This window comes from Mesorhizobium sp. RIZ17 (genome assembly GCF_051127865.1).
Taxonomy (GTDB): domain Bacteria; phylum Pseudomonadota; class Alphaproteobacteria; order Rhizobiales; family Rhizobiaceae; genus Mesorhizobium; species Mesorhizobium humile.
Genome location: NZ_CP147861.1, coordinates 3499613 through 3522641, shown reverse-complemented (window position 1 = coordinate 3522641; position 23029 = coordinate 3499613). Strand labels below are relative to the sequence as shown.

Below are 23029 nucleotides of genomic sequence, written 5' to 3'. Positions count from 1 at the left end.
CAAATGTAGGACAACCTCGCTGCGGTTTACCTTGACACAGTCAGACCCCATGCCGATGCGAGGGCTCGGGCGACGTATCATCCCTGAAAATCGAAGGCGCTGAGGCCCGTCACCATCTCGTCGAGGCCGAGCGGGCGCGTCACCGGCGGCTCGGCGCGCGCGAGGCAGCCGGCTCGCTCGCAAAGCCTGCAGGCAGGGCCTACCGGCGTGGCGAAGCCTTGCCCGGACTTGCCGGCGGCTCCGGCCGGCAGCGCCGCGCCGTAGACGATCTCGTCGCGGAAGCCGATATCGCAGCCGAGCAAGAGCGCGGTGCGACGCGGCCGTTCGGAGAAGGCGCCTTGCGGGCCCTCCAAGGTGCGGGCGATGCAAAGGAACTCCGCGCCATCGGGCATTTCCAGCGCCTCGACCAGGATCTGGCCCGGCTGCGAGAACGCCGCGTGGACTGGAAGCTTGGGACAGCCGCCGCCGAAGCGGCTCTGAGGGTATCCCTGGCTGCCGGCCTTGCGGAAGCGGTTGCCGGCATTGTCGACTTCCAGCATGAAGAACGGCACGCCCGACGTGCCCTGCCGCTGCAGCATGGTCAATCGGTTGGCCGCCTGTTCGAAAGAGACGCCGAAACGGGAACGCAAGACGTCGATGTCGTAGCGGGCGCGAACGGCGGCGCCATGGAAAGCCTGATAGGGCATCATCAGCGCGTGCGCGGCATAGCGGCCGAGCTCAAAGCGGGCGAGCCGGCGCGCCTCGTCGGTGCCGAGCTTCAGCGCCTGGACCTCGCCCGCGATGGCCACCGACATGCGCATCAGGCTCGCCTCCATGGCGACTTCGCGCAGCTGGTCGAACGGCGACAGCCGCTCGGACAGGAACAGGCGTTGCGAATGCCGGTCGTAACGGCGGCGCCAGTTGGGCATGGTGGCGACCGGCAGAACCTTGACGACGATGCCGTGCTCGCGCCTCAGCCATGCCTTCAGCGCGCCGGACAGATCGTCGCCGGGCTCGAGGACCGATGTGAAAGCCTCCGCCTCCTCTTCCAGCGAAGCGAAGTGGTTCGGACGGCGTTCGAACACTTCGTGGACTTCATCGGCAGGCAGGCGTGTGCCGGACAGCGCGGTTGCCCTGCCCTCCCTGGCCAGAAGCTGATTGAGGTCGGACAGGCGCTCGGCCTGTTCGCGGTAGGCGCGAAAGAGCTTTACCATCGCCGCCGAGGCATTCGGCGCCGTCTCGGCGAGATCGATCAGTTCTTGATCGCCGGGCAGTTCGCCGGCAAGAAGCGGATCGCTGAACGCCTCGCGTAGTGCCGCGATCGAGCCTTTCGTCTCTCCCTGCAATTCATGCGGATCGACCTTGTAGACGGAGGCGAGCTTGAGAATGAGTTGCACCGTCAGCGGTCGCTGGTTGCGCTCGATCAGGTTGAGGTAGGAAGGCGAGATGCCCAGCCCTTCGGCCATCGCCGTCTGGGTCAGGCTCCTGGCGTTGCGCAGCCGGCGCAGCCGCGGCCCGGCAAAGATCTTCTGGTCGGCCATCCCTGCCTTCCTTGACAAGAATTTACATGGATATCGAGTCCAACGGCCGCTTCGCCGCTTTTACAATCGTGACAAATTTACAGAGATAACCTGTCAATGACAACACAGCTTTTCCTTTATTTTCCGCGCTGAGCGGCGGTTTGTCTGGGCGTTTTTCGCGCTGCAATGTAAATGATGTCACACGCAGACATCGCAAGGCTATGCGCTTGCGAAGCAGCGCTGAAGCAGTTCCAAACGATCCGGAGTGACCAATGACCGATTTTTACAACCTCGTCCCCTCCGCGCCGGAAGGCCGTTTCGACGGCATCGAGCGTCCCTATTCACCGGAGGATGTGAAGCGGTTGCGCGGCTCCGTGCAGATTCGCCAGACGCTGGCCGAGATGGGCGCGAACCGGCTGTGGAAGCTCATCCATGAGGAGGATTTCGTCAACGCGCTGGGCGCCATGTCGGGCAATCAGGCCATGCAGCAGGTCCGGGCCGGGCTGAAGGCGATCTATCTCTCGGGCTGGCAGGTGGCCGCCGACGCCAACACCGCGTCGGCGATGTATCCGGACCAGTCGCTTTACCCGGCCAATGCGGCGCCGGAACTGGTCAAGCGCATCAATCGCACCTTGCAGCGCGCCGACCAGATCGAGACGTCCGAAGGCGACGGGCTGTCGGTCGAGACCTGGTTCGCGCCGATCGTCGCCGACGCAGAAGCCGGCTTCGGCGGCCCGCTCAATGCCTTCGAGATCATGAAGGCCTTCATCGAGGCGGGTGCTGCCGGCGTCCACTATGAGGACCAGCTGGCGTCGGAAAAGAAGTGCGGCCATCTCGGCGGCAAGGTGCTGATCCCGACGGCTGCGCATATCCGCAACCTCAACGCGGCGCGCCTTGCGGCCGACGTGATGGGCACGCCGACGCTGGTCGTGGCGCGCACGGATGCCGAGGCGGCGAAGCTTTTGACCTCCGATATCGACGAGCGCGACCGGCCTTTTGTCGACTACGACGCCGGCCGCACGGTCGAGGGCTTCTACAATGTGCGGAACGGCATCGAGCCATGCATCGCGCGCGCCGTGGCCTATGCGCCGCACGCCGACCTGATCTGGTGCGAGACCTCGAAGCCGGATCTGGCGCAGGCCAGGAAGTTTGCCGAGGGCGTGCACAAGCGTCATCCGGGCAAGCTGCTCGCCTACAACTGCTCGCCGTCCTTCAACTGGAAGAAGAATCTCGACGACGCGACGATCGCGAAGTTCCAGAAGGAGCTCGGCGCGATGGGCTACAAGTTCCAGTTCATCACGCTTGCCGGCTTCCACCAGTTGAACTTCGGCATGTTCGAGCTGGCGCGCGGCTACAAGGATCGCCAGATGGCGGCCTATTCGGAACTGCAGGAGGCCGAGTTCGCGGCGGAGGCCAACGGCTATACCGCGACCAAGCACCAGCGCGAGGTCGGCACCGGCTATTTCGACGCCGTGTCGATGGCGATCACCGGTGGTCAGTCTTCGACAACCGCCATGCATGAATCGACCGAGCACGCCCAGTTCAGGCCGGCGGCCGAGTAACGGATAACAACCAGAGGAAACGCCCGCAGGGCATTTACATCGAGGAGAAGAGCAATGGCATCGATAAGCCGCGTCAAGGAAAGGGCAGAAGAGCAATCGAGCGCGATGAGCGTCGACCAGCAGGCGACGATCCGCATGCTCGCCAACGATCTGCACAGGCTCAACCAGTCGGTCATGAAGGCAGTCGAGGCCGGCGTCTCGGTGGAGTTGGTGCGCTCGGCCAGGCACCATGGCGGCGACGGCAACTGGGGAGACCTTTTGATCCCGGTGATCGTTACCCAGCAGAGTCACACTTGACGTAACGTCAACAGTCTCGGCGATAGTCTCCCGTGCGTTATACGTTCGGGAGACTGTCGCATTTTTTCGGTTTGCCTTCATCGTCGAGAGGTACGACTTGCGCTGAATCTCGGAATTTCTTGCTATATTTTCGACCTCGACCGTTTCAGCTTGACACCGGCCGCGATCTCACCCAATTGTGCCTCAGGTTTCAACCCTGCATTGAACCAGAGTGCCTGCCCGCCGATGTGTCCCGCCGACCGTGACGACCACTCCGAAAAACATCCGAAACCGGCGGCCCGGACTGGCGCGATCGCGGCGGACTTTTCCAAGGTGCTCGTCGTCGGAAAGTCGTCGATCAACCGCGTCGTGGTCTCGAAAATCGTCGAGAAATCGGGGCTGAAGCCGATTTCGGAACAGCCCGAGGCCGCCGAGAAGACGCTGGCCGGCCAGCTGCCCGGCGCCATCATCCTTGACGGCGGCCCGGACAACAAGGATTGCGACCGGCTGATGTCGGCCATCGACGCGCTGCGGCGCGCCTCAGGCAAGCCGCTGCCCGCGGTGATCCTGCTTTCAACCAGGAATGGCACGCCGGAAAGCCTCGGCCTGTCGAGCGTGATCGATGCGGTGGTTGCCAAGCCCATCACGCCCGAGAGGCTGCAACCGGTGGTCGATCGCCTGATCGGGCGCGGCTAAGGCCCCAAACCTCGTCAGCCTGCTGCGGCGATGCTTTCGATCAGTGCGGGCAGTTCGCCGAGGTCGGCGATCTCGCGGAAACGCGGCGCCGCGACCGGCGCCTCGGCGTGCTCGGCCGCCCAGGTCAATTCATGCGGGACATAGATGCCCCAGCCGCCGGCGTCGATGGCCGGGACGACGTCCGACTTCAACGAGTTGCCGACCATCATGCTCTTTTGCGGCCCGTCGCCATGGCGGCTGAAGATACGGGCATAGGTAGCAGCGCTCTTGTCGCTGACGATCTCGACTGCCTCGAAGAACTCGCCCAGTCCCGATTGCGCCAGCTTGCGCTCCTGGTCCATCAGGTCGCCCTTGGTGATCAGCACAAGGCGATAATTGCCGGCGAGCTTCTCGACCGTCTCACGCGCATGCGGCAGCGGCTCGATCGGATGGCTGAGCATGTCGCGGCCGGCAGCCAGGATTTCCGCGATGGTCGAGGCCGGAACGCGGCCTTCGGTAACCTCGATCGCCGTCTCGATCATCGACAGCGTGAAGCTCTTTATGCCGAAGCCGTAGAGGCCGAGATTGCGCCTGGCGGCAGCAAGCAAGTTCGCCGAAATCCGGCTTGCGTCGCCATGCTCGGCAAGCATGGCCAGGAAGCGCTGTTCGGTCATGCGGAAGAACTGCTCGTTCTGCCACAGCGTGTCGTCGGCATCGAAACCGATTGTGGTCAACCGGGAACCGGACATCAGCGCGCTCACTCTTTTCTGACAGGCACATCTAGACGTTGCAGCGCCGCCAGCAAGCGGAAACTGGCAGCGGCTGAGCGACTTTCCTCGGGCGCTCGCCTTGGCATGCCTGGCACCTGCCCTTCCCTTCCCCCGTGGCGCCCGGCTATACTTCGAAATCCGCAACACAATCTGGTGAATGATGCCGCCTGAAAAAAAGGAAGTCCGTCCGTCAAGTCGGGGGGGACGCGCCCGCACGCCTGCGTTCCTGAAAAACGAACGCGGTGTGAAGAACTGGAAGGAAGCCAGCGCCTGGCTCGAATGGCGCGGCATCGAGGACATCGAGTGCATCACGCCCGACCAGGCGGGCGTTGCCCGCGGCAAGATGATGCCGTCGAAGAAATTCACCTCCAACACCTCGCTGGCGCTACCTTCGGCCGTGTTCATGACGACGATCTCCGGCGGCTATCCCGAGGACGGCAACGGCTTCCACTATCCCGAGGATGACGGCGACCTGAAGCTTCTGCCCGATCTTTCGACGCTGACCGTCGTGCCCTGGGAAGAGGATCCGACGGCGGCGGTCATCTGCGATCTCGTTCACCAGGACGGCCGCTCGGTCGAGTTCACGCCGCGCAACGTGCTGAAGCGCGTGCTTGCCGCCTATGACGAGCGCGGGCTCAAACCGGTCGTGGCGCCCGAGATCGAATTCTATCTGGTGCGCAAGAACCCCGATCCGGACTATCCGCTGACGCCGCCCGTCGGGCGTTCGGGCCGTCCGATCGGCGGCGGCGCCGGCTATTCGATCGCCGGCGTCAACGAATTCGACGAACTGATCGACGACATCTACCATTTCTCGGAACGGCAGGGCCTGGAGATCGACACGCTGATCCATGAGGAAGGCGCCGGCCAGCTCGAGATCAACCTGCGCCACGGCAACCCGATCGAGCTCGCCGACCAGGTCTTCATGTTCAAGCGCACCATCCGCGAGGCGGCGCTGAAGCATGAGATCTATGCCACCTTCATGGCAAAGCCGATCCAGGGCCAGCCGGGCTCGGCCATGCACATCCACCAGTCGGTGCTCGACAAGAAGACCGGCAAGAACATCTTCTCGGCGGAAGACGGCTCGGAGACCGACGCGTTCTTCCACTTCATCGGCGGCATGCAGAAGCATGTGCCGAACGCGCTGGTGATGTTCGCGCCCTACGTCAATTCCTATCGCCGGCTGACGCAGCAGGCCTCGGCTCCGGTCAACAACAAATGGGGCTATGACAACCGCACCACCGCCTTCCGCGTGCCGCGCTCGGATCCGGCGGCGCGACGCGTCGAAAACCGCATCCCGTCCTCCGACGCCAATCCCTACCTGGCGCTGGCGGCATCGCTGGCCTGCGGGCTGGTCGGCATGAACAACAAGATCAAGGCGGAACCGCCGGTCCTGACGACCGCCAATGCGGATGAAATCGACCTGCCGCGTGGCCTGCTGGAGGCCGTAGGCCTGTTTGAGGACGACACGGAGCTCGGCGCCATCCTCGGCAAATCCTTCGCCGCCACCTATACCGCGATCAAGCGCGCCGAGTTCGAGACGTTCATGGAAGTGATCAGCCCGTGGGAGCGGGAGTATCTGCTGCTGAATGTGTGATCGGCGAATTCCTCGCGTGAATGGTAAATGGTGAATAGCGAATGGTGAGTAGTTTTATACTGGATGGATGAGGGCGGACGAAGCGGTCGCGTCTATTCACTATTCACTATTCACTATTCACCATTCACTGTTCACCGTTGACTGGCGTTCCAATGCCTTACCAATCACCGATCTCCCCCGGACGCTCGTGGTATGAGGATACTGCCGGCTCACGGCCAGAATATCCGGCGCTAGACGGCGACCGCGGTTGCGACGTGGTCATCGTCGGCGGCGGGTTTACCGGCTTGTCTGCCGCTGCGCACTTGGCCAAGGCCGGCGTCAATGTCGTGCTGATCGAAGCCTATCGCTTCGGCGACGGCGCGTCGGGGCGCAATGGCGGCCAACTCGGCACCGGACAGCGCGCCTGGGCGGAGGAGTTGGAGGCAGAATACGGCCTTTCCCGCGCCAAGGCGCTGTTCGACATGGCGGAAGAAGCCAAGGCGCATCTTCTGGACTTCGCCGCCGCCAACGCGATCGACATCGACTATATGCCGGGCCAGCTTTCGGTGGCGCACAAGCGGCGCTATGTCGACGACTACAAGCGCCACGCCGAGATCATGACGAGCCGCTTCGGCTACCCGCATGTCAACTTCATGGACGCGGCGGAGACGGCGGAACGGTTGGGCTCGACACGCTACTTCGGCGGGACCCGCGACACCGGCACGGGCCACATCCACCCGCTGAAGCTGGTGATCGGCACGGCGAGAGTGGCGGCGGCGGCCGGCGCGCATCTCTTCGAGCAGACGCCGTCCACCGGCATCGTTTCCAATGGCGGCAAGGTGACGGTCACAACGCCCAACGGCACGATCACGGCCGACAAATGCCTGATCGGGGTCAATGCCTATGGCGGCAATCTGGAGCCTGTGAGCGCGGCGCATATCATGCCGATCGGCTCCTTCATCGGCGCGACCGTGCCGCTCGGCGCCGCCTCCAAGGTGCTGCCCGGTGGCGAGTCGGTCGACGATTCCCGCTTCGTGGTGCGCTATTTCCGCAAGTCGAAGGACGGCCGGCTGTTGTTCGGCGGCCGCGAGGTCTACGCCGTCAACGATCCGAAGGATATCCATATCCACATCCGCAAGCAGATCGCCGAACTCTACCCGGACCTGGAGGATGTCGAGATCACGCATGGCTGGGGCGGCTATGTCGGCATCACGGTGCCGAGAAAGCCGTTCGTGCGCGAGGTGATGCCGAAGGTGGTTTCGATAGGCGGCTATTCCGGCCACGGCGTCATGCTGTCGAACTTCTTCGGCAGGCTCTATGCCGAGACCGTCGCCGGCAACCGCGACCGGCTGAAACTGATCGAGGACCTGAAAATCCCCGCCTTCCCGGGCGGTCGCCGCTTCCGCGCGCCGCTCCTGTTCCTGGCGCTCAACTGGTTCGCGCTGCGCGACAGGATTTGAGGCTGGCCGCCAGTCCAAGCCATCGATTCGACGCGGGCGGCTTCCACGCGGCAGGTTGTGGAAGCCTTAACAAACGCGCAGAATTTCGCAAATTGGCTCACTCATGCCATAATCAGCAGTAAAAGATGCGATTATGGGCGAAAATCCGGGGATTTCGCGGGCCTTGTCCGCAAAGATTTCGGGACCGATGCCGATCAGGCCAATCGTTACGGCAATGATCGAAAGAACGTCGGCCCGCTTGTTGGAGGTGGTTTGAGTGAACGAGCCCTTCAGTTTCGGCATGCCGGAACGGCAGCGCTTCACAATGCAGTTCGGCTATAGCGTACGGCCATCCTTCTGGCAGAGGATGCAGTCGAACGCGCATCTGGTCATTGCTGCGGTCGGCACCGCCGCGCTGCTGGGCGTGGCCGCGGTGGCGCTATGGCTGATCGTCCCGGGCGATGATCGGCAAGTGGCCGCGGCAAGCGCCGAGCAGACCGTTCCGACAGTTCCGGTGAAGACCACGAAGATCGCTCCGGCAGCAGCCGCGGTCACCGTGGCAGCAGCGGCACCGCAGGCCGCGCCCAAGGCGGATGCGGTTTCGCCGGCAATAGCGGTTCGCAAAGCCAGCATTCCAGCACTGGCGTCGAACAGCCCCCGCTGGACGGCTTCGGACTCCAAAACCTCGCCGGACCAGGCCGAGGATCAACCAGTTCCTTCCAAGCAGGCTGCCGACCCGAGCGCCGCGCAATCAACCGATACGGCCTTCGCCGAGCCCACCGCCGAGAACGACGCTTCGGACGCGCTGTCGCAGGTCGCCGCCCCCGCGGGCGAGACGCCGGCGGCCGCGAAGAAGCCGGGCGACAAGATGGACGGCGCCCAAACCGCCGCCATCCCCGAGGCCAAGCCTGAGGTTCCAGATGCGCAGGCGACAGCGACCGACGGCGTTGCGCAGCCCAAGCCGAACCCTCCAAAAGCCAGCGCGGCCGCAAACGGGCGCATTTTGAGGGCCGTGACCATGCGCTCCGGCCCGAAGAAGGGCGCATCCGCAATCACGACGGTGCCGGCCAAGGCATCGGTGCAAGTGATGAGCTGCAAGCAATGGTGCGAGATCGTCTATAACGGCAAGCACGGCTGGGTCTACAAAAGCTACGTCAAGACCGGCGCCTGAAGCTTAACCCGCCAAGCAGCCGTCCGAAGCGACTCCCCGCAGACCCGCCTTCATCGCGCTATGGCCCAGCCCCTTTCGTTATGCCCATCGCTGTGCCATCGAGTCAATCGGAGCCAGGCGTGGCGCGGCTCAGCTTCACCGGGTCGCGAGTCCGCTCTTTGCATCGGGCACTGCACAATTTTATGCATCGAACCAGCCACACTCGATGAGCAGCTCAAATACAGCGGCCGCCATCGACCTCCAGCGCCACGCCGGTGATGAAGGCGGCTTCATCCGAGGCGAGCCACAGCGCCGCGTTGGCGATGTCGAGCGGCGTCGAAAGCCGGCCGAGTGGAATCGAGGCGCGGAATTTCTCGCGGATCTCGGGCGTGTCGGCGCCCATGAACTTCTCCAGCATGCCGGTCTCGCCGGCGACCGGGCAGAGGCAGTTGACGCGGATGTTCTTCGGCGCCAGCTCGACCGCCATCGACTTGGTGGCGGTGATCGCCCAGCCCTTGGAGGCGTTGTACCAGGTCAGGCCTGGCCGCGGCCGAAGCCCGGCCGTCGAGGCTGTGGTCAGGATGACGCCGCCTCCCTGCCGGTCCATGATCGGCACCACGGCAAGCGCAGCGTGATAGATTGCCTTCATGTTGACGGCGGTGATCAGGTCGAAGGTTTCCTCATCGATGCCGAGCATATCGCCGTTGCGATGGGTGAAGCCCGCATTGTTGACCATGATGTCGATGCGGCCGAAGGCGCTCTTGGCGGCATAGATCATCTCGTCGAATTCGGAGCGCAGGGAAACGTCGGTCTGGGTCCAGATCGCGCTCTCGCCGATCTCTTGCGCCACCCGCTCGGCGCCCTTGGCGTTGAGGTCGGCGACGACCACGCGCGCGCCCTCTTCGGCGAAGCGCTTGGCCATGCCTTCGCCGAAGCCCGACGCGGCACCGGTGATGATGGCGACCTTGTTTTCCAGACGCATGGCTTTCCCGCTCATTGGATTTCCGCAACCATCTCCCTTAGCTTTCGTCACATTCGCGTTCTATGGTGCGGCCGCGAACGTTGCCGAAAGCTGGCTTGCCGACAAGCCTGCCGGGCGCGCCGAGTGTCTGGAAACAGGTGGACCGATGCAAGTGCAAGCGATTGGTCCTAACATGTGACACCATGGCACTGGAAAATTTAAATCGATTAGAATATACCAACCAAGCCGCCGCCAACCGGCATCAAATCGGACTGACCATGACCAGCCAGATCATCCCTGTCGATCCCTTCGACTTTATCATCTTCGGCGGCACCGGCGACCTGTCGGAACGCAAGCTCCTGCCGTCGCTCTACTATCGCCAGTGCGGCCACCAGTTCTCCGAGCCGACGCGCATCATCGGCACGTCGCGCACCAAGATGAGCGATGCCGAATTCCAAGCCTTCGCCAAGAAGGCGATATCGCAGCATGTGAAGCCGGCCGATATCGACGCCAAGGAGCTGGAGAGATTCCTGGCCAGGCTTTCCTATGTTTCGGCGGACGCGACCACCGGCACCGGCTTCGACAAACTCAAGAAGGCAATCGGCGACAGCGACCGCATCCGCGCCTTCTACCTCGCGGTGGCGCCGGCGCTGTTCGGCGACATCTCGCACCAGCTCAAAGAGCACAAGTTGATCACGCCGAATTCGCGCATCGTGCTGGAAAAACCGATCGGTCGCGACCTCGCCTCGGCGCGTGCGCTCAACGACGCGGTGGGCGACGACTTCCACGAAAGCCAGATCTTCCGCATCGATCACTATCTCGGCAAGGAAACGGTGCAGAACCTGATGGCGCTGCGCTTTGCCAACGCGCTCTACGAGCCATTGTGGAATTCGGCCCAGATCGACCATGTCCAGATCACGGTCGCCGAAACAGTGGGGCTCGAGGATCGCGTGACCTACTACGACAAGGCGGGCGCGCTGCGCGACATGGTGCAGAACCACATGCTGCAGCTGCTCTGCCTGGTCGCCATGGAGACGCCGTCGTCGATGGACGCCGACGCCGTCCGCGACGAGAAGCTGAAGGTGCTGAGGGCGCTGAAGCGTATCAACGGCAATGAGGCGCCCAAGCACACGGTGCGCGGCCAGTATCGCGCCGGCGCCTCGGCGGGCGGTCCGGTCAAGGGCTATGTCGAGGAGCTCGGCAAGGACAGCAACACCGAGACCTTCGTCGCCATCAAGGCCGAGATCGGCAACTGGCGCTGGGCCGGGGTTCCGTTCTACCTGAGGACCGGCAAGCGGCTCGCCACCCGCGTCTCGGAAATCGTCATCGAGTTCAAGCCGATCCCCTATTCGATCTTCGGCGAGAGCGCCGGGCCGATCTTCGCCAACCAGCTGGTGATCCGGCTGCAACCGGACGAGGGCGTCAAGCAGTATATCATGATCAAGGACCCGGGACCGGGCGGCATGCGGCTGCGCCAGATCTCGCTCGACATGAGCTTCGCGCAGTCCTTCCAAGGACGCGCGCCGGACGCCTATGAGCGGCTGATCATGGATGTGGTTCGCGGCAACCAGACGCTGTTCATGCGCCGCGACGAGGTCGAAGCGGCCTGGAAGTGGATCGACCCGATCCAGAACGCCTGGGAGAGCGCCCGCCAGGAAGCTCAGGGCTACACGGCCGGAACCTGGGGGCCGTCGGCCTCGATTGCCTTGATCGAACGTGACGGACGGACATGGCACGAGAGCAACTGAGCGAAGTCCGTTACGGCTGGAACGGCTTTGCCGACCGACAGGGCCTGGCGGCAGCACTTGCCGGACAGATTGCCGACCGGCTGAGCGGCGCCATCGCGCAACGCGGCGCCGCGCTGCTCGCGGTGTCCGGCGGCAGCACGCCGGCGAAGTTGTTCGCCGTGCTGTCGACCACGCCTATCGCCTGGGACAAGGTCACCGTGACGCTGGTCGACGAGCGCTTCGTGCCGCCATCCTCGCCACGCTCGAATGCCGGGCTGGTGGCGGCGAACCTGCTCCAGAACAAGGCAGCCGCGGCGCGCTTCGTGCCGCTCTACCATGAGGCGGCAAGCATCGAGGACGCGGCGGCGACGGACAGCGAAGCGCTGCGGGCGCTGCCCTGGCCGCTCGACGTGGTGATCCTCGGCATGGGCGGCGACGGCCACACGGCCTCGTTCTTTCCCGATGCCGGCAACCTCGACGAATTGCTCGACCCCGCCTCGCGGCGGATCGTTCTGCCGGTGCACGCGGTGAGCGGCGGCGAACCGCGGCTGACGCTGTCGATGGCGCGCATCGTCGCCGCCGGCTTCGTCGCGCTCCATATCGAAGGCGAGGACAAGCGCACCGCATTCAACGGCGCGATGGGTCCTGGCGCGAAGAAGCCCATCCGCAGCGTGCTCGAGGCAGCGCCACGACCGGTAGAGGTGTTCTGGGCACCCTGATTGCAACATGACGGCCCGAAGGCGCTGGGAGGACGTTGCCGGGCTCGAAAGGACGGACCATGACAGCCAGACGCGACATCGAAGCCATCACGGAACGCATCCGCCAACGTTCGAAAGCCGGCCGAGAAACCTATCTCGGCCGTATCGCGGAGGCTTCCAGCCGCACCGCCAACCGCGCGGTGCTGGGCTGCGGCAACCTTGCCCATGGCTTTGCCGTGTGCAGCCCATCCGAAAAGATCGCGCTCGGCGGCGACCGCGTGCCGAACCTCGGCATCATCACCTCCTACAACGACATGCTGTCGGCGCATCAGCCCTTTGAAACGTTCCCGGCGCTGATCAAGGAAGCCGCGCGCGAGGCCGGCGGCATCGCGCAGGTGGCCGGCGGCGTGCCGGCGATGTGCGACGGTGTCACCCAGGGACAGCCCGGCATGGAGCTGTCGCTGTTCTCGCGCGACGTGATCGCCATGGCGGCCGCGATCGGCCTGTCGCACAACATGTTCGACGCCGCGGTTTTCCTCGGCGTCTGCGACAAGATCGTGCCGGGACTGGTGATTGGAGCGCTCACCTTCGGGCATCTGCCTGCCGTCTTCATCCCGGCCGGGCCGATGACGACCGGTCTCGCGAATGACGAGAAAGCCAAGGTCCGCCAGCTTTATGCCGAAGGCAAGGTCGGCCGCGCCGAACTGCTCGAGGCGGAGTCCAAATCCTATCACGGGCCGGGCACCTGCACCTTCTACGGCACCGCCAATTCCAACCAGATGCTGATGGAGATCATGGGCCTGCACTCGCCAGGCGCCTCCTTCGTCAATCCCGGCACGCCGCTGCGCGACGCGCTGACCAGGGAAGCGGCGAAGCGGGCGCTGGCGATCACCGCGCTCGGCAATGCCTACACGCCGGTCGGACGCATGATCGACGAGCGATCGATCGTCAATGGCGTCGTCGGCCTGCACGCCACGGGCGGCTCGACCAACCATACGATCCACCTGATCGCGATGGCTGCCGCCGCCGGCATCGCACTGACCTGGCAGGATATTTCCGACCTGTCCGAGGCCGTGCCACTGCTCGCGCGCGTCTATCCGAACGGGCTTGCCGACGTGAACCATTTCCATGCCGCCGGCGGGCTCGGCTTCCTGATCCGCGAGTTGCTCGACGAAGGCCTGCTGCACGAGGACGTCCAGACTGTGTGGGGCGAAGGTCTGCGGCCCTACGCCGTCGAGGCGAGGCTTGGCGACGACGGCACCGTGGTGCGCGAGGCCGCGCCGCTTGTGAGCGGCGACGAGAAGGTGCTGGCGCCGTTCAAGAAGGCATTCCAGCCGACGGGCGGCCTGAAAGTGCTCGGCGGCAATCTCGGCCACGCCGTCATCAAGACCTCTGCGGTCAAACCGGAACGCCGCGTCGTAGAGGCGCCGGCAAAGGTGTTCGACAGCCAGCAGGCGCTGAACGACGCCTTCAAGGCCGGTACGCTGACCGGCGATTTCATCGCCGTCATCCGTTTCCAGGGCCCGAAGGCCAACGGCATGCCGGAACTGCACAAGCTGACCACCGTGCTCGGCATCCTGCAGGATCGCGGCCAGCGCGTGGCGCTGGTGACCGACGGACGCATGTCGGGCGCCTCCGGCAAGGTGCCGGCGGCGATCCATGTGACGCCGGAAGCGGTCGAGGACGGACCGATCGCGAGAATCCATGACGGCGACGTCATCCGCCTCGACGCCGATGCCGGCACGCTGGAAGTGCTGGTGCCTGGAACGGAATTCGCGCTGCGCCGCACGGCCGAGGCCGATCTCATCGGCAACGAATTCGGCTTCGGCCGGGAATTATTCGCGGGCTTCCGGCAACTGGTCGGCCGCGCCGACCACGGCGCCGCCGCCTTCGGCAACGCCTGATCTCGTTTCGAGTGAGAGGCTAGTTGCGCTGACTATACAAAATTTTGTATAATTGTCGGCCTGAAGATGCTTGACGTTGCGGCTACAGCGATCTCATGAGGGAGCTAATTCCTCTACACGGTGATTTGGAAAGATTGCAGGCTTGTCGGGCAAGGCTATCAACGTCCGCTGGGGTATTCAGGGCAAACGCTGGCGATGAGTTGAAGGCTCCGAACCTCGTCATTCTAGGGCGGAGCAAGGAGCGTAGCGACGCGCGCAGACCCTGGAATCCATGCCGTTACCTGGACCGAAGTGTGCAACGGTGCAGAATTTCTGGACCGCCGCGGCGCTTCCAAGTCACGGCATGGATCCTCGGGTCTGCGCGCGTCGCTTCGCTCCTTGCTCCGCCCGTGGATGACGACCGATAGGCGTCTCGACCAATCGCCAAGGCATGGGATCCGCCAACGCACACTACCCAACCGGTCAAAACTTCTCTGTTAAGGTCTAGGCCAGTGAGCAACGAAACTTTTGCAAGTGTGTGGGACGCCATCGAAGACACTCCCGCCGAAACAGAGAACATGAAGCTCCGCTCCACGCTCATGATGGCGCTGGAGAAGCACATTCGAGCAAAGGGCTGGACGCAGGCCGAAGCCGCGCACCGGCTTGGCGTGACGCAACCGCGCGTATCCGATCTCCTGCGCGGGAAGATTAACCTCTTCGCCCTCGACACCCTCGTCAATATGGCCGTCGCGGCCGGGCTTCATGTTGAGGTGCGCGTCTCGGACGCTGCCTGATCGGCGGAGCCAAGTTCACTGCGTTGCCGAGATGGCATTCCGCGACCATTCGCAGAATGCCCGGGCAGCCCGACCGGAAGGCAGGTAGGCTGCGGTTGCTACTGAACGGTAAGCTCGTTGCGCTCGCCGGCCTTGACCGTGAAGGGCGTTTCCTTGTCGGCCTTGTCGGTGGTGAAATTGGTCACGAGCAGGTAGTCGCCCGCGGCAAGCGTGGTCTGCATCTTCTCGCCATAGGCGTAGGTCACCTCTTTGCGCTCGCCCTGGATGTTCTTCTTGGCCTCATAGATCTTGAAGCCGTCCGCGCCTGGCGCGTCGACCGCCAGGACACCGGCATTCAGCGTCACGTTGACATCGGTCATCTGCCCGACCGTCACGCTGAAAGGCTGCTCGGTGGACACGGCCTGCACGTCGACGCCCATCACATAGTCGCCGGGCGGCAGGTCGAACTGGCTGTCGGGACCATAGGCATAGGTCACCTGGTCGCGGGTGCCGTCGAGCTTCTTGGCGGCCTTATATACTTTCCAACCGACATCCGTTCCGGCCTTTTCACCGCCCTGGGTGTAGAAGGCGTTGGCCTTGGCCTTGCCGACGCCGACGATCATATCCTTGTCGACGACCTGGCCGGCGGCAAGCTGCAGCGTCTCGCTCGCCTCGCCGGCTCCCAGCTTCGCGGTGAGCTTGGTCTCGCCGGCCGGGACGACGAACTTGATCTCGCCATAGTTGGCGTCGGACGTGCCGCCGGGATAGGCGATGATGATCTGCGCGTTGCGGTCGACCTCGGCGCCGGGCGCCGGCCGCGCGTGGATGAAGAGCTCGGCGGCGTTCAGGTTCAGCGCCACCTCCGTTGCCTTTTCGGCCGTCAGCGAGACCTTCTGCTCGGCTCTGGCTCCGCCACTGGTGGCGACGACGATGTAGTTGCCGGCCGCAAGGTGGAACTTGACCGTGTTATAGCCATAGTCGACGTTCTTGCCGCCGGCCCCCTGGGCATCGTCCTTGAAGATTTCATAATAGACGTCGGACTTCGGCACCTCCCCGCCCTCCTTCAGGAAGGCCTGCGGGGTGAGATTGTAGTCGACCTCGGCTGCTTTCGGCGCGGGCTCGGGTGCCGGCGCTGGCGCGGGGGCCGGAGCAGGCGCCGGCGCCGCGACGGTTTCCACCAGGGCGTCCTGCAGCGCCTTCTCGTCGGAGGCCTGGATGTATTTGCCGCCGGTGTTTTCGGCGAGGCAGGCGATCTGCTTGCCTTCGTCGGCGGTCAGGCCGAAGCCGACGACATCGGCGGTGAAGTCGACGCCGGAAGCCTTGAGTTCCTTGCCGAGCGCGCAAGGATCGCCGCCGCAAGTTTCCAGGCCATCGGTGATCAGCACCACCGTTGCCTTGTCCTCGGTATATTTCAGCGCCTCGGCGGCCTGCTTGACGGCGGCCGTCAGCGGCGTCTTGCCCAAAAATTTCATGCTGTCGGCGGCGGCTGAGATCGCGCTGGCCGAACCCGCCTGCGGCGGCACGATCAGCTCGATGTCGTCGCAGCTGCCCTTGGTGCGATGGCCGTAGGCCATGAAGCCGATCTCGTCGTCGGCCGGAACCGACTGCAGCACCGTCCGCAGCGATTCACGCGCGATCTCCAGTTTCGGCTTGCCGTCGATCTGGGCCCACATCGAACCCGAAGCGTCCAGAATGATGATGACCTTGTTGGCGGCAAAGCCGAAACTGGTCATCGACAAAAAGATGGCCGCCGCAGCGACGCTCCGCATCAGTCCCGCCATGAATGTCTCCTGATTGATCCCTCGTCCGCGCCGGGAAAGCTATTTGACGCGGCGTCAGGATACAAGCCTGCAGGGCGCCCCTGCTCGGTACTCGCTTGCGGGCCTGAATATCAGTAGGTTGTGCGTCGCTCTTCCGATGGCGGGCGGCCGAACTGCAGCCGATAGCTCTGCGCGAAGTAGGAATGCGAGGTGAAGCCGGTGGCGATCGCCACGTCGAGGATCGGCATGTTGGTCTGGCGCAGCAATTCACGCGCCCGTTCGAGCCGGAGCCGCATGTAGTAGCGGCCGGGCGTCACGCTGAGGTGGCGCAGGAAGAGGCGCTCGACCTGGCGCACCGACAGGCCCGCCGACTTGGCGAGTTGCACCGCCGACAGCGGCTCATCGAGATGGTCGGCCATCAATTCTACGATGCGCCTGAGCTTCTCCGACTTGCCGGTGAGGTCACGCTCCGGCCCGACGCGCTGGCGGTCGCCGGCCGAGCGGATGCGCTCGTGCTGGAACTGGTTGGCGACGCCATTGGCGAGGTTGGAGCCGAAATCGCGGCGCACGATCTCGAGCATCAGGTCGATCGAGGTGGTGCCGCCGGCGCAGGTGTAGCGCTTGCGGTCGATCTCGAAGACATTGCCGGTGCAGTTGATGTCGGGAAAGCGCTCCATGAAGCCGGCGCGGTTCTCCCAATGGATCGTGCAGCGATAGCCGTCGAGCTGTCCGGCCTCCGCCAAGAGATAGGAACCGACCGACAAGGCGCCCAGCGCGTTGCCGCGCCGGCCCCAGCTGCGCAGCGCCGCCAGCACCTTGCTCTTGCCCGGAAACTCGGTGGTGAGCCCGACCGAGACGAACAGGATGTCGACCGGCGGCATGTCGGCGACCGAATAGTCGATCTTCAGCGGCAGGCCGTTCGAGGCCATGACCGCGTCGCCGTCGGCCGAAATCGTCGTCCAGCCGTAGAAGTCGCGGCCGAGCAGGCGGTTCGCCGAGCGGAAGCAGTCGATGGCCGCCGCCAGCGAGAACATCGAGAATTTGTCGACCAAGAGGAAGCCGAACTGACGGCCGCCCTGAACGGGATCGTTCGTGATCGGCCGTTCGACGGGAACAGTCAGGTTCGGCAATGCCAAGGCTTTCTCAAGTCAGAAGGACGGCCGCTTCAACCCGGCCGCGAGGTAGGCGGAAGCTACAGTGTTCGCCATCAGCATGGCAATGGTCATCGGCCCTACGCCGCCGGGGACCGGCGTGATGGCTCCGGCATTCTTGGCCGCTTCGGCATAGGCGACGTCGCCGACCAGGCGGCTCTTGCCTTCGCCCTTTTCGGGCGCGGGGATACGGTTGATGCCGACGTCGATGACGGTCGCGCCGGGCTTCACCCAATCGCCCTTGACCATTTCCGGGCGGCCGACGGCGGCGACCAGGATATCGGCGGTGCGGGCCAGCGCCGGCAGGTCTTTGGTGCGGCTGTGGGCAATGGTGACCGTGCAGTTGGCGGCGAGCAGCAGGTTAGCCATCGGCTTGCCGACGATGTTGGAACGGCCGACGACGACGGCGTTGAGGCCGGAAAGGTCCTTGCCGCGCACCCGCTCGATCAACAGCATCGAGCCCGCCGGCGTGCAAGGCACGAAGGCCGTCTCGAGCTCGCCCGTGCCGAGCTTGCCGACATTGATGAAGTGGAAGCCGTCGACATCCTTTTCCGGGGCGATCGTCTGAATGACCTTGCCGGCATCGATATGGCCGGGAAGCGGCAGTTGCACCAGGATGCCGTGGATCGACTTATCGGCGTTGAGATCGCCGATGATCTTCAGCAATTGCTCTTCGGTGGTGTCGGCCGGCAGCGTATGCTGGAGCGAGTGGAAACCGCATTCCTTGGCGGTGCGCGATTTCGAGGCGACATAGACCTGGCTTGCCGGGTCTTCACCGACAATCACCACCGCAAGGCCAGGCTTGGTGGCTCCCTTTGCCGATAGCTCCGCGGTCAGAGCCTTGACCTTCGAAACCACGTCCGCGGCGACACTCTTTCCATCAATCACTTCGGCCATCACCAACCCTCAGCTTCGCTTCGAGGCCCGCATCGATGCATGGCCTCATTCCTCGATCGGCATTGTCGATCCACCAAAGCGGGACGCTTGCGGCCGAAATGCAGCGCGGCATTTTCACGAAAATTCGACAGGGCAATCCCGTCAAAACGTCGTCGGATGCCGTAAACCCGAAACCGGCCGCTTTTATCCAACCGCGAGTGGCTTAGAAATACGGGCGCCTTAGAAATAGCGGCGGCGCGTGCGGCTTTCGGTCAGTTCGCGCACCGCCTCGCGGAATTCGCGCAGGCTGGCGCGGATATCGTCGATCTCACCCTGTTGGTCGGTGGGGGGCTGGTCGGTGGGGGGCTGGCCGGCGGAGAGCTGGCCGGCCTCGCCGGCGGCAGGCGAGCGCGGATGATATTGTGCCGCCGATGCCGAATGATGATCCTCGTAGGGATCGGTCCGGCCATGGTCCGGCCGGTACGAATAGGAATAGCCCTGCTCGTATGGCGGCTGGAAGTTCTCCCGCGCCGATGTCTGAGCCCGGGGATAGCGTTCTTCCAGGGTAGGTGCGCGCCAGGCGCTTTCGGGCGGAACAGTGTCCATATCCACCGTCTCGGCCGGCTCGCGCCGCACGAAATAGCGAACCGCTGACGCGAGCGAGCCGAAAAGCCCGGGGCGGCCGGCATCGTTGGCGGGTTGCGGCGGTGGCGCCACGGGTTGGACCGGAGCCGGCGCGGCCGCCGACACAGGCGGTGGGACCGGAGCAGGCGACGGTGTGAAGGACGCAGCTGCCGGGGGTGTGTGAGATGCGGCTGGGGGTGGTGTGAATGACCTGGCCGGAGGCGGCGTGAAAGATGGAGCCGGTGGCGGAGCGACAGGCGGAACCGGCGGCGGTGTTACCAGCGGCGGCGGCGCTGGCGGAGCGGCGCGGTTGGAAGTGTTCTCCACCAACGGAACACGCTCATCGACGCTGCGGCGCGAGCGGCGATCGGCCGTCTCGCGCAGGCTGGCAAGGATGCCGCGCAGCCCGCCGAGGCCGATGCCGGCAAACAGGCCGGCGAACAGGCCGGCCAGCGCCATCACCGCGCGCGACGGCCCCTTGGCCTGCAGCGGCGCATAGGCATCCGAAATGACGCTGATGTTGGCGGTGTTGATGTCCTTCTGCTCGCCGGTTTCCTTGGCGCGCAGCAGGAACTGCTCGTAGACGGAACGCTTGGCGGCGGCTTCGCGCTCCAGCTCGCGCAGCGAGACCAGGTTGTTGTTGACGTCGCCGCTCTGCACCTTGGCCTGCGCCAGGCGCGAGGACAGGTCCTGCTCGAGCTGGACGGAGCGCTTCAGGTCGACTTGCAGGGAGGACGCGATGCGCTGCAGCTCGGCGCTGATGCGCTCGCGCGCCCCGGCGAGCTGGGCGTTGAGCGCCTCGATCTCCGGATGGCGCGGGCCGAGCTTGACCTCGGCGCGATCGGCTTCCTGCTTCAGCGCCGCATATTGCGAGCGCAGCTCGTTCATCATGTTGGAGTTGATTTCCTCGGGCAAGGTGCCGCTGAGGACCGAATTGACGTTCAGCGAGCGCGCCGAAGCGGCGCGGGCGTTGAGTTCGAGCGTGCGGGCGCGGGCGACCGAGAGCTGCTCGTTGAGCTTCAGCATCTGGTCGTCGCTGATCAGGTGGCCCTGCGCGTCGACGAGGTCGTGCGTCGCCCGATAGTCCTCGACGTTGCGCTCGGCCGTCTCGACGCCCTTGCGCAATTCGTCGAGCCTGCCGGTGAGCTCGTCGTTGGCGCGGCCCGCCGTGCTGGACTGGATGTCACTGGAGATCTGCTTGAAGGCCTTGACCATGGTGTTGGCGATCAGGGCTGATTTCTCGGCGTTCTGCGTTGTGGCGCTGACCGAGACCACGAAGGTCTTGCCGCCGCGCTCGACGTCGAGGCTGTCCGCCAGGTTGCCGACCGCCAGCGCGCGCTTGCGCGCTTCGTCGGCGGAGCTCGCATCCTGCCGCGACAGGATCGAGCGGAGCGTCGACATCAGGCCGAAGCCGCCCTTGCCCTGGCCGTTGAATTCAGGATCGTTGGTGAGGTTGAGGTCGGTGACGACCTTGTTGAGAACAGTGCCCGAAGTCAGGATGCGGACCTGGTTCTCGACGATGGCGAGCGTCGCATCCGAAGCGACCACGTTCTGCGTCAGGTCGCGATCGGTGAGCTTGAGGTCGCGCGGGTCGACAATGACGTCGGTGGTGGCCTCGTACTTCTTCGGCGTCGACAACGCGATGGCGACGCCAAGCGCGGCGCCCAGGATGGTCGTCGACAGGATCAGCGCCTTGGATCGCGTGATGCCGCCAATCACCTGCATCGGGTCGATCAGCGGTTTCCACTCCTCGGAAACGTCGCGGGCAGGCGGCCGGCTTGCATGGCGCGGTTCGGGAGCGGCCTGTGGCTGACTGGCTTCGGCAGGGGCCTCGTAGCCCTGCCCGAATGAAGCGCGCTGGTTTCCCGCAGCCCAGCCGTCCTCGGTTTCGGCCGGACCCGAATCCGATTGCGGCTGATCGTGGCCAGATGCGTGGGTATCGACGGGGCGCGGATTGAACTTCCCTTCGCGTTCGGAACGCGCGGCGCGATGGCGGGCGGCTGCGTCCTCGCGCCAGGAGGAATTGGCCCGGTCGCCGATCGAAACCGTGTTGTCGTCGCCACGCATGGCCTGGCCGAGCGCCAGCAGCGAACGCTCGCGCCTCCAGTCATCACGGTTATCCCTGTCGACCATTGTCCTGGAACTTGCTCTCTGGCGGCTTGGGCGCGGCGGATCGGCCAATCGTTAAGCCACGCTAAACAGGCATAGGAAACAAACGGTTAATTTTGCGCCTCGGCGGGCACGGTTTTTCGCCTTGTTCATGGCATTTCAGCGCCGCCGGGACGAGCGCCAGAACGCCGCGTTAAACTTTCCAGCCTATGTATCGCCCCCGACATGACCCAGGCCAGCGACATGCCGCAAAGGCGGAGCTTCGCGCGGATCGGCCACTTCGTGGCCAGCCGCCGCAAACTGGTGCTCGACTATTTCTCGGCGATCAGCGGCGCCGGCGGCCGCCTGGTGTTCTCGCTCGCCTATTTCATCGCCTTGGCCAACACGCTTTCGATCGCCGAGTTCGGCATGTTCGCGACCGCTTCGGCCGCCGGCATCATGCTGTCGCGCATCCTGGCCTTCGGATTCATTTCGGCGCTCTACCGCACCGCCACGATCCGCCGTAACCTGATCGGCACGTTCACCGCCGGTTTCCTGCTTCTCGGCGCCTTGTCGCTGCCGTTCCTCGCCGCCGCGTCCTACGTCGTCTACCTGATCTTCTTTGCCGGCACCGTGCCGTTGCCGGCCTTCGCCGCGGTCGTCTTCGCCGAAGCGCTTCTGTGGCGGCCGGTCGAAGTGGCGCTGATCGTCAACAATGGGCTCGGCAAATTCGGGCGGGCGGCCGTGCTGGCCATCCTGGCCACAGCGCTCAGGGCAGTCGGCGCGATCCTGTTCATGCTTGGCGCGCAGCACAGCATCGGCGTCTGGTCGCTGTTCTATATCGGCGCCAATGCCGCCTCGCTCATCGTCGCCTTCGTCTTCTTCTATCCGCGCCAGCGGCTGAGGTTGCGCGCCGAACTCTATTTCCGGCGGCTTCTCGATTCCGTCTATGTCGCCGGCTCCGAGGTGCTGTTCTATCTGCAGATGGAGTTCGACAAGCTTCTGGTATTGTCGATCGGCGGACCGCATCTTGCCGGCATCTACGCCATCATCATGCGGCTGGTCGACCTCACCGCGATCCCAATCCGCACCTTCTCGATGATGCTGGTGCAGCGCATGATGCGGGCGCCGGAGCTTTTGTCGCGGCTGGCGGTGAAGAGCGGCATCGAAGGCGGGGTGTTCCTGGTCTCGACGCTGGCGCTCGTGTCGCTCGGCATCGTGCTGCACTTCTTCCCGAATGCGCTCGGCAAGAATGTCGCCGAGGCAGCGCCGCTGGTGGCGCTGGCGGTCTGCGTACCCGGCTTGCGCAACCTCGTCGAATACCAGGCCGAGCTGCTCTTCGCGCGCGGCCAGACGGCGGTGCGGGCGATCAATCTCGGCCTGCTCGCGGGATTGAAGGCGGTTCTGCTCACCTATGTGCTGACGACCATCCCCGACACGGCCAATCTGGTCCTGTCGCTCAACATCGTCTTCCTGCTGCTCTATCTCGCCTCGATGCTGCTGACCTACTCGGCCATGCGCCGACCGGCCAAGGCGATCTAAGC

Annotated in this window: 19 protein-coding genes; 11 read left to right on the top strand and 8 right to left on the bottom strand. The window is 64.5% G+C overall.

The window, feature by feature from the left end; genetic code table 11:
• Positions 1-77 precede the first annotated feature (77 nt).
• The gene (locus tag WDX12_RS16825) at positions 78-1520 is read right to left on the bottom strand and encodes a helix-turn-helix domain-containing protein (RefSeq protein ID WP_434721271.1); all 1443 of its coding nucleotides are present in this window, start codon (positions 1518-1520) and stop codon (positions 78-80) included.
• 251 nt (positions 1521-1771) lie between these two features.
• Here WDX12_RS16825 and aceA point away from each other — a divergent pair, with 251 nt between their 5' ends.
• The 3 genes from aceA (at position 1772) to WDX12_RS16810 (ending at position 4033) form a co-directional block, all read left to right on the top strand.
• Positions 1772-3061: an isocitrate lyase gene (gene aceA / locus WDX12_RS16820; RefSeq protein WP_320298474.1), complete on the top strand. Its 1290-nt coding sequence runs from the start codon at positions 1772-1774 to the stop codon at positions 3059-3061.
• Positions 3062-3115: 54 nt separating this feature from the next.
• Complete coding sequence (locus WDX12_RS16815) at positions 3116-3358, top strand: SMc00767 family acetate metabolism repressor (protein WP_027168360.1); 243 nt, start codon at positions 3116-3118, stop codon at positions 3356-3358.
• Between the two features lie 225 nt (positions 3359-3583).
• Positions 3584-4033 (top strand): response regulator, encoded by a 450-nt coding sequence (locus WDX12_RS16810; RefSeq protein ID WP_320298569.1) that lies wholly within the window; start codon positions 3584-3586, stop codon positions 4031-4033.
• Positions 4034-4047: 14 nt separating this feature from the next.
• Here WDX12_RS16810 and WDX12_RS16805 read toward each other — a convergent pair whose 3' ends face one another.
• Entirely contained in the window at positions 4048-4761 is a 714-nt protein-coding gene (locus WDX12_RS16805; RefSeq protein ID WP_434721270.1) for an HAD family hydrolase, read from the bottom strand.
• A gap of 178 nt (positions 4762-4939) precedes the next feature.
• On the opposite strand from WDX12_RS16805, the gene WDX12_RS16800 reads away from it, so the two are divergent.
• Together WDX12_RS16800 and WDX12_RS16795 are read left to right on the top strand one after the other, a co-directional pair.
• Entirely contained in the window at positions 4940-6376 is a 1437-nt protein-coding gene (locus tag WDX12_RS16800; RefSeq protein ID WP_430699304.1) for a glutamine synthetase family protein, read from the top strand.
• A 152-nt stretch (positions 6377-6528) separates the two neighbouring features.
• A complete protein-coding gene (locus WDX12_RS16795; protein ID WP_434721269.1) occupies positions 6529-7815 on the top strand; it encodes an NAD(P)/FAD-dependent oxidoreductase in 1287 nt (428 codons plus the stop codon).
• Positions 7816-7881: 66 nt separating this feature from the next.
• Here WDX12_RS16795 and WDX12_RS16790 read toward each other — a convergent pair whose 3' ends face one another.
• Positions 7882-8097 (bottom strand): hypothetical protein, encoded by a 216-nt coding sequence (locus tag WDX12_RS16790; protein WP_320298472.1) that lies wholly within the window; start codon positions 8095-8097, stop codon positions 7882-7884.
• Between WDX12_RS16790 and WDX12_RS16785 the strand changes: the two genes are divergently transcribed.
• Positions 8072-8965: an SH3 domain-containing protein gene (locus tag WDX12_RS16785; RefSeq protein WP_434721268.1), complete on the top strand. Its 894-nt coding sequence runs from the start codon at positions 8072-8074 to the stop codon at positions 8963-8965. The genes WDX12_RS16790 and WDX12_RS16785 overlap by 26 nt on opposite strands.
• A 214-nt stretch (positions 8966-9179) precedes the next feature.
• Here the strand turns inward: WDX12_RS16785 and WDX12_RS16780 are convergent, their stop codons facing one another.
• Entirely contained in the window at positions 9180-9926 is a 747-nt protein-coding gene (locus tag WDX12_RS16780) for an SDR family oxidoreductase (RefSeq protein WP_434725652.1), read from the bottom strand.
• A 257-nt stretch (positions 9927-10183) separates the two neighbouring features.
• Between WDX12_RS16780 and zwf the strand changes: the two genes are divergently transcribed.
• The 4 genes from zwf (at position 10184) to WDX12_RS16760 (ending at position 15007) form a co-directional block, all read left to right on the top strand.
• On the top strand, positions 10184-11653 hold the full coding sequence (gene zwf / locus WDX12_RS16775) for a glucose-6-phosphate dehydrogenase (protein ID WP_434721267.1): 1470 nt from the start codon (positions 10184-10186) through the stop codon (positions 11651-11653).
• Positions 11635-12351, top strand: a complete 717-nt coding sequence (gene pgl, locus WDX12_RS16770; RefSeq protein ID WP_434721266.1) for a 6-phosphogluconolactonase — start codon at positions 11635-11637, stop codon at positions 12349-12351. The genes zwf and pgl overlap by 19 nt, the downstream gene beginning before the upstream one ends.
• A 59-nt stretch (positions 12352-12410) precedes the next feature.
• Positions 12411-14234 (top strand): phosphogluconate dehydratase, encoded by a 1824-nt coding sequence (edd, locus tag WDX12_RS16765; protein ID WP_434721265.1) that lies wholly within the window; start codon positions 12411-12413, stop codon positions 14232-14234.
• A gap of 491 nt (positions 14235-14725) precedes the next feature.
• Positions 14726-15007, top strand: coding sequence for a helix-turn-helix domain-containing protein (locus WDX12_RS16760; RefSeq protein WP_434721264.1), 282 nt, complete (start codon positions 14726-14728; stop codon positions 15005-15007).
• 98 nt (positions 15008-15105) lie between these two features.
• Here WDX12_RS16760 and WDX12_RS16755 read toward each other — a convergent pair whose 3' ends face one another.
• The 4 genes from WDX12_RS16755 to WDX12_RS16740 form a co-directional block, all read right to left on the bottom strand.
• The gene (locus WDX12_RS16755; protein ID WP_434721263.1) at positions 15106-16767 is read right to left on the bottom strand and encodes a vWA domain-containing protein; all 1662 of its coding nucleotides are present in this window, start codon (positions 16765-16767) and stop codon (positions 15106-15108) included.
• 110 nt (positions 16768-16877) lie between these two features.
• Positions 16878-17876: a GlxA family transcriptional regulator gene (locus WDX12_RS16750; RefSeq protein ID WP_434725651.1), complete on the bottom strand. Its 999-nt coding sequence runs from the start codon at positions 17874-17876 to the stop codon at positions 16878-16880.
• An 18-nt stretch (positions 17877-17894) separates the two neighbouring features.
• Positions 17895-18794 carry a bifunctional methylenetetrahydrofolate dehydrogenase/methenyltetrahydrofolate cyclohydrolase FolD gene (gene folD / locus WDX12_RS16745; RefSeq protein WP_434721262.1) on the bottom strand — a complete coding sequence of 300 codons (900 nt, stop codon included), beginning with the start codon at positions 18792-18794 and terminating at the stop codon, positions 17895-17897.
• A gap of 219 nt (positions 18795-19013) precedes the next feature.
• Positions 19014-21530 (bottom strand): Wzz/FepE/Etk N-terminal domain-containing protein, encoded by a 2517-nt coding sequence (locus WDX12_RS16740; RefSeq protein ID WP_434721261.1) that lies wholly within the window; start codon positions 21528-21530, stop codon positions 19014-19016.
• 201 nt (positions 21531-21731) lie between these two features.
• Between WDX12_RS16740 and WDX12_RS16735 the strand changes: the two genes are divergently transcribed.
• On the top strand, positions 21732-23027 hold the full coding sequence (locus WDX12_RS16735; RefSeq protein WP_434721260.1) for a lipopolysaccharide biosynthesis protein: 1296 nt from the start codon (positions 21732-21734) through the stop codon (positions 23025-23027).
• Positions 23028-23029 lie beyond the last annotated feature (2 nt).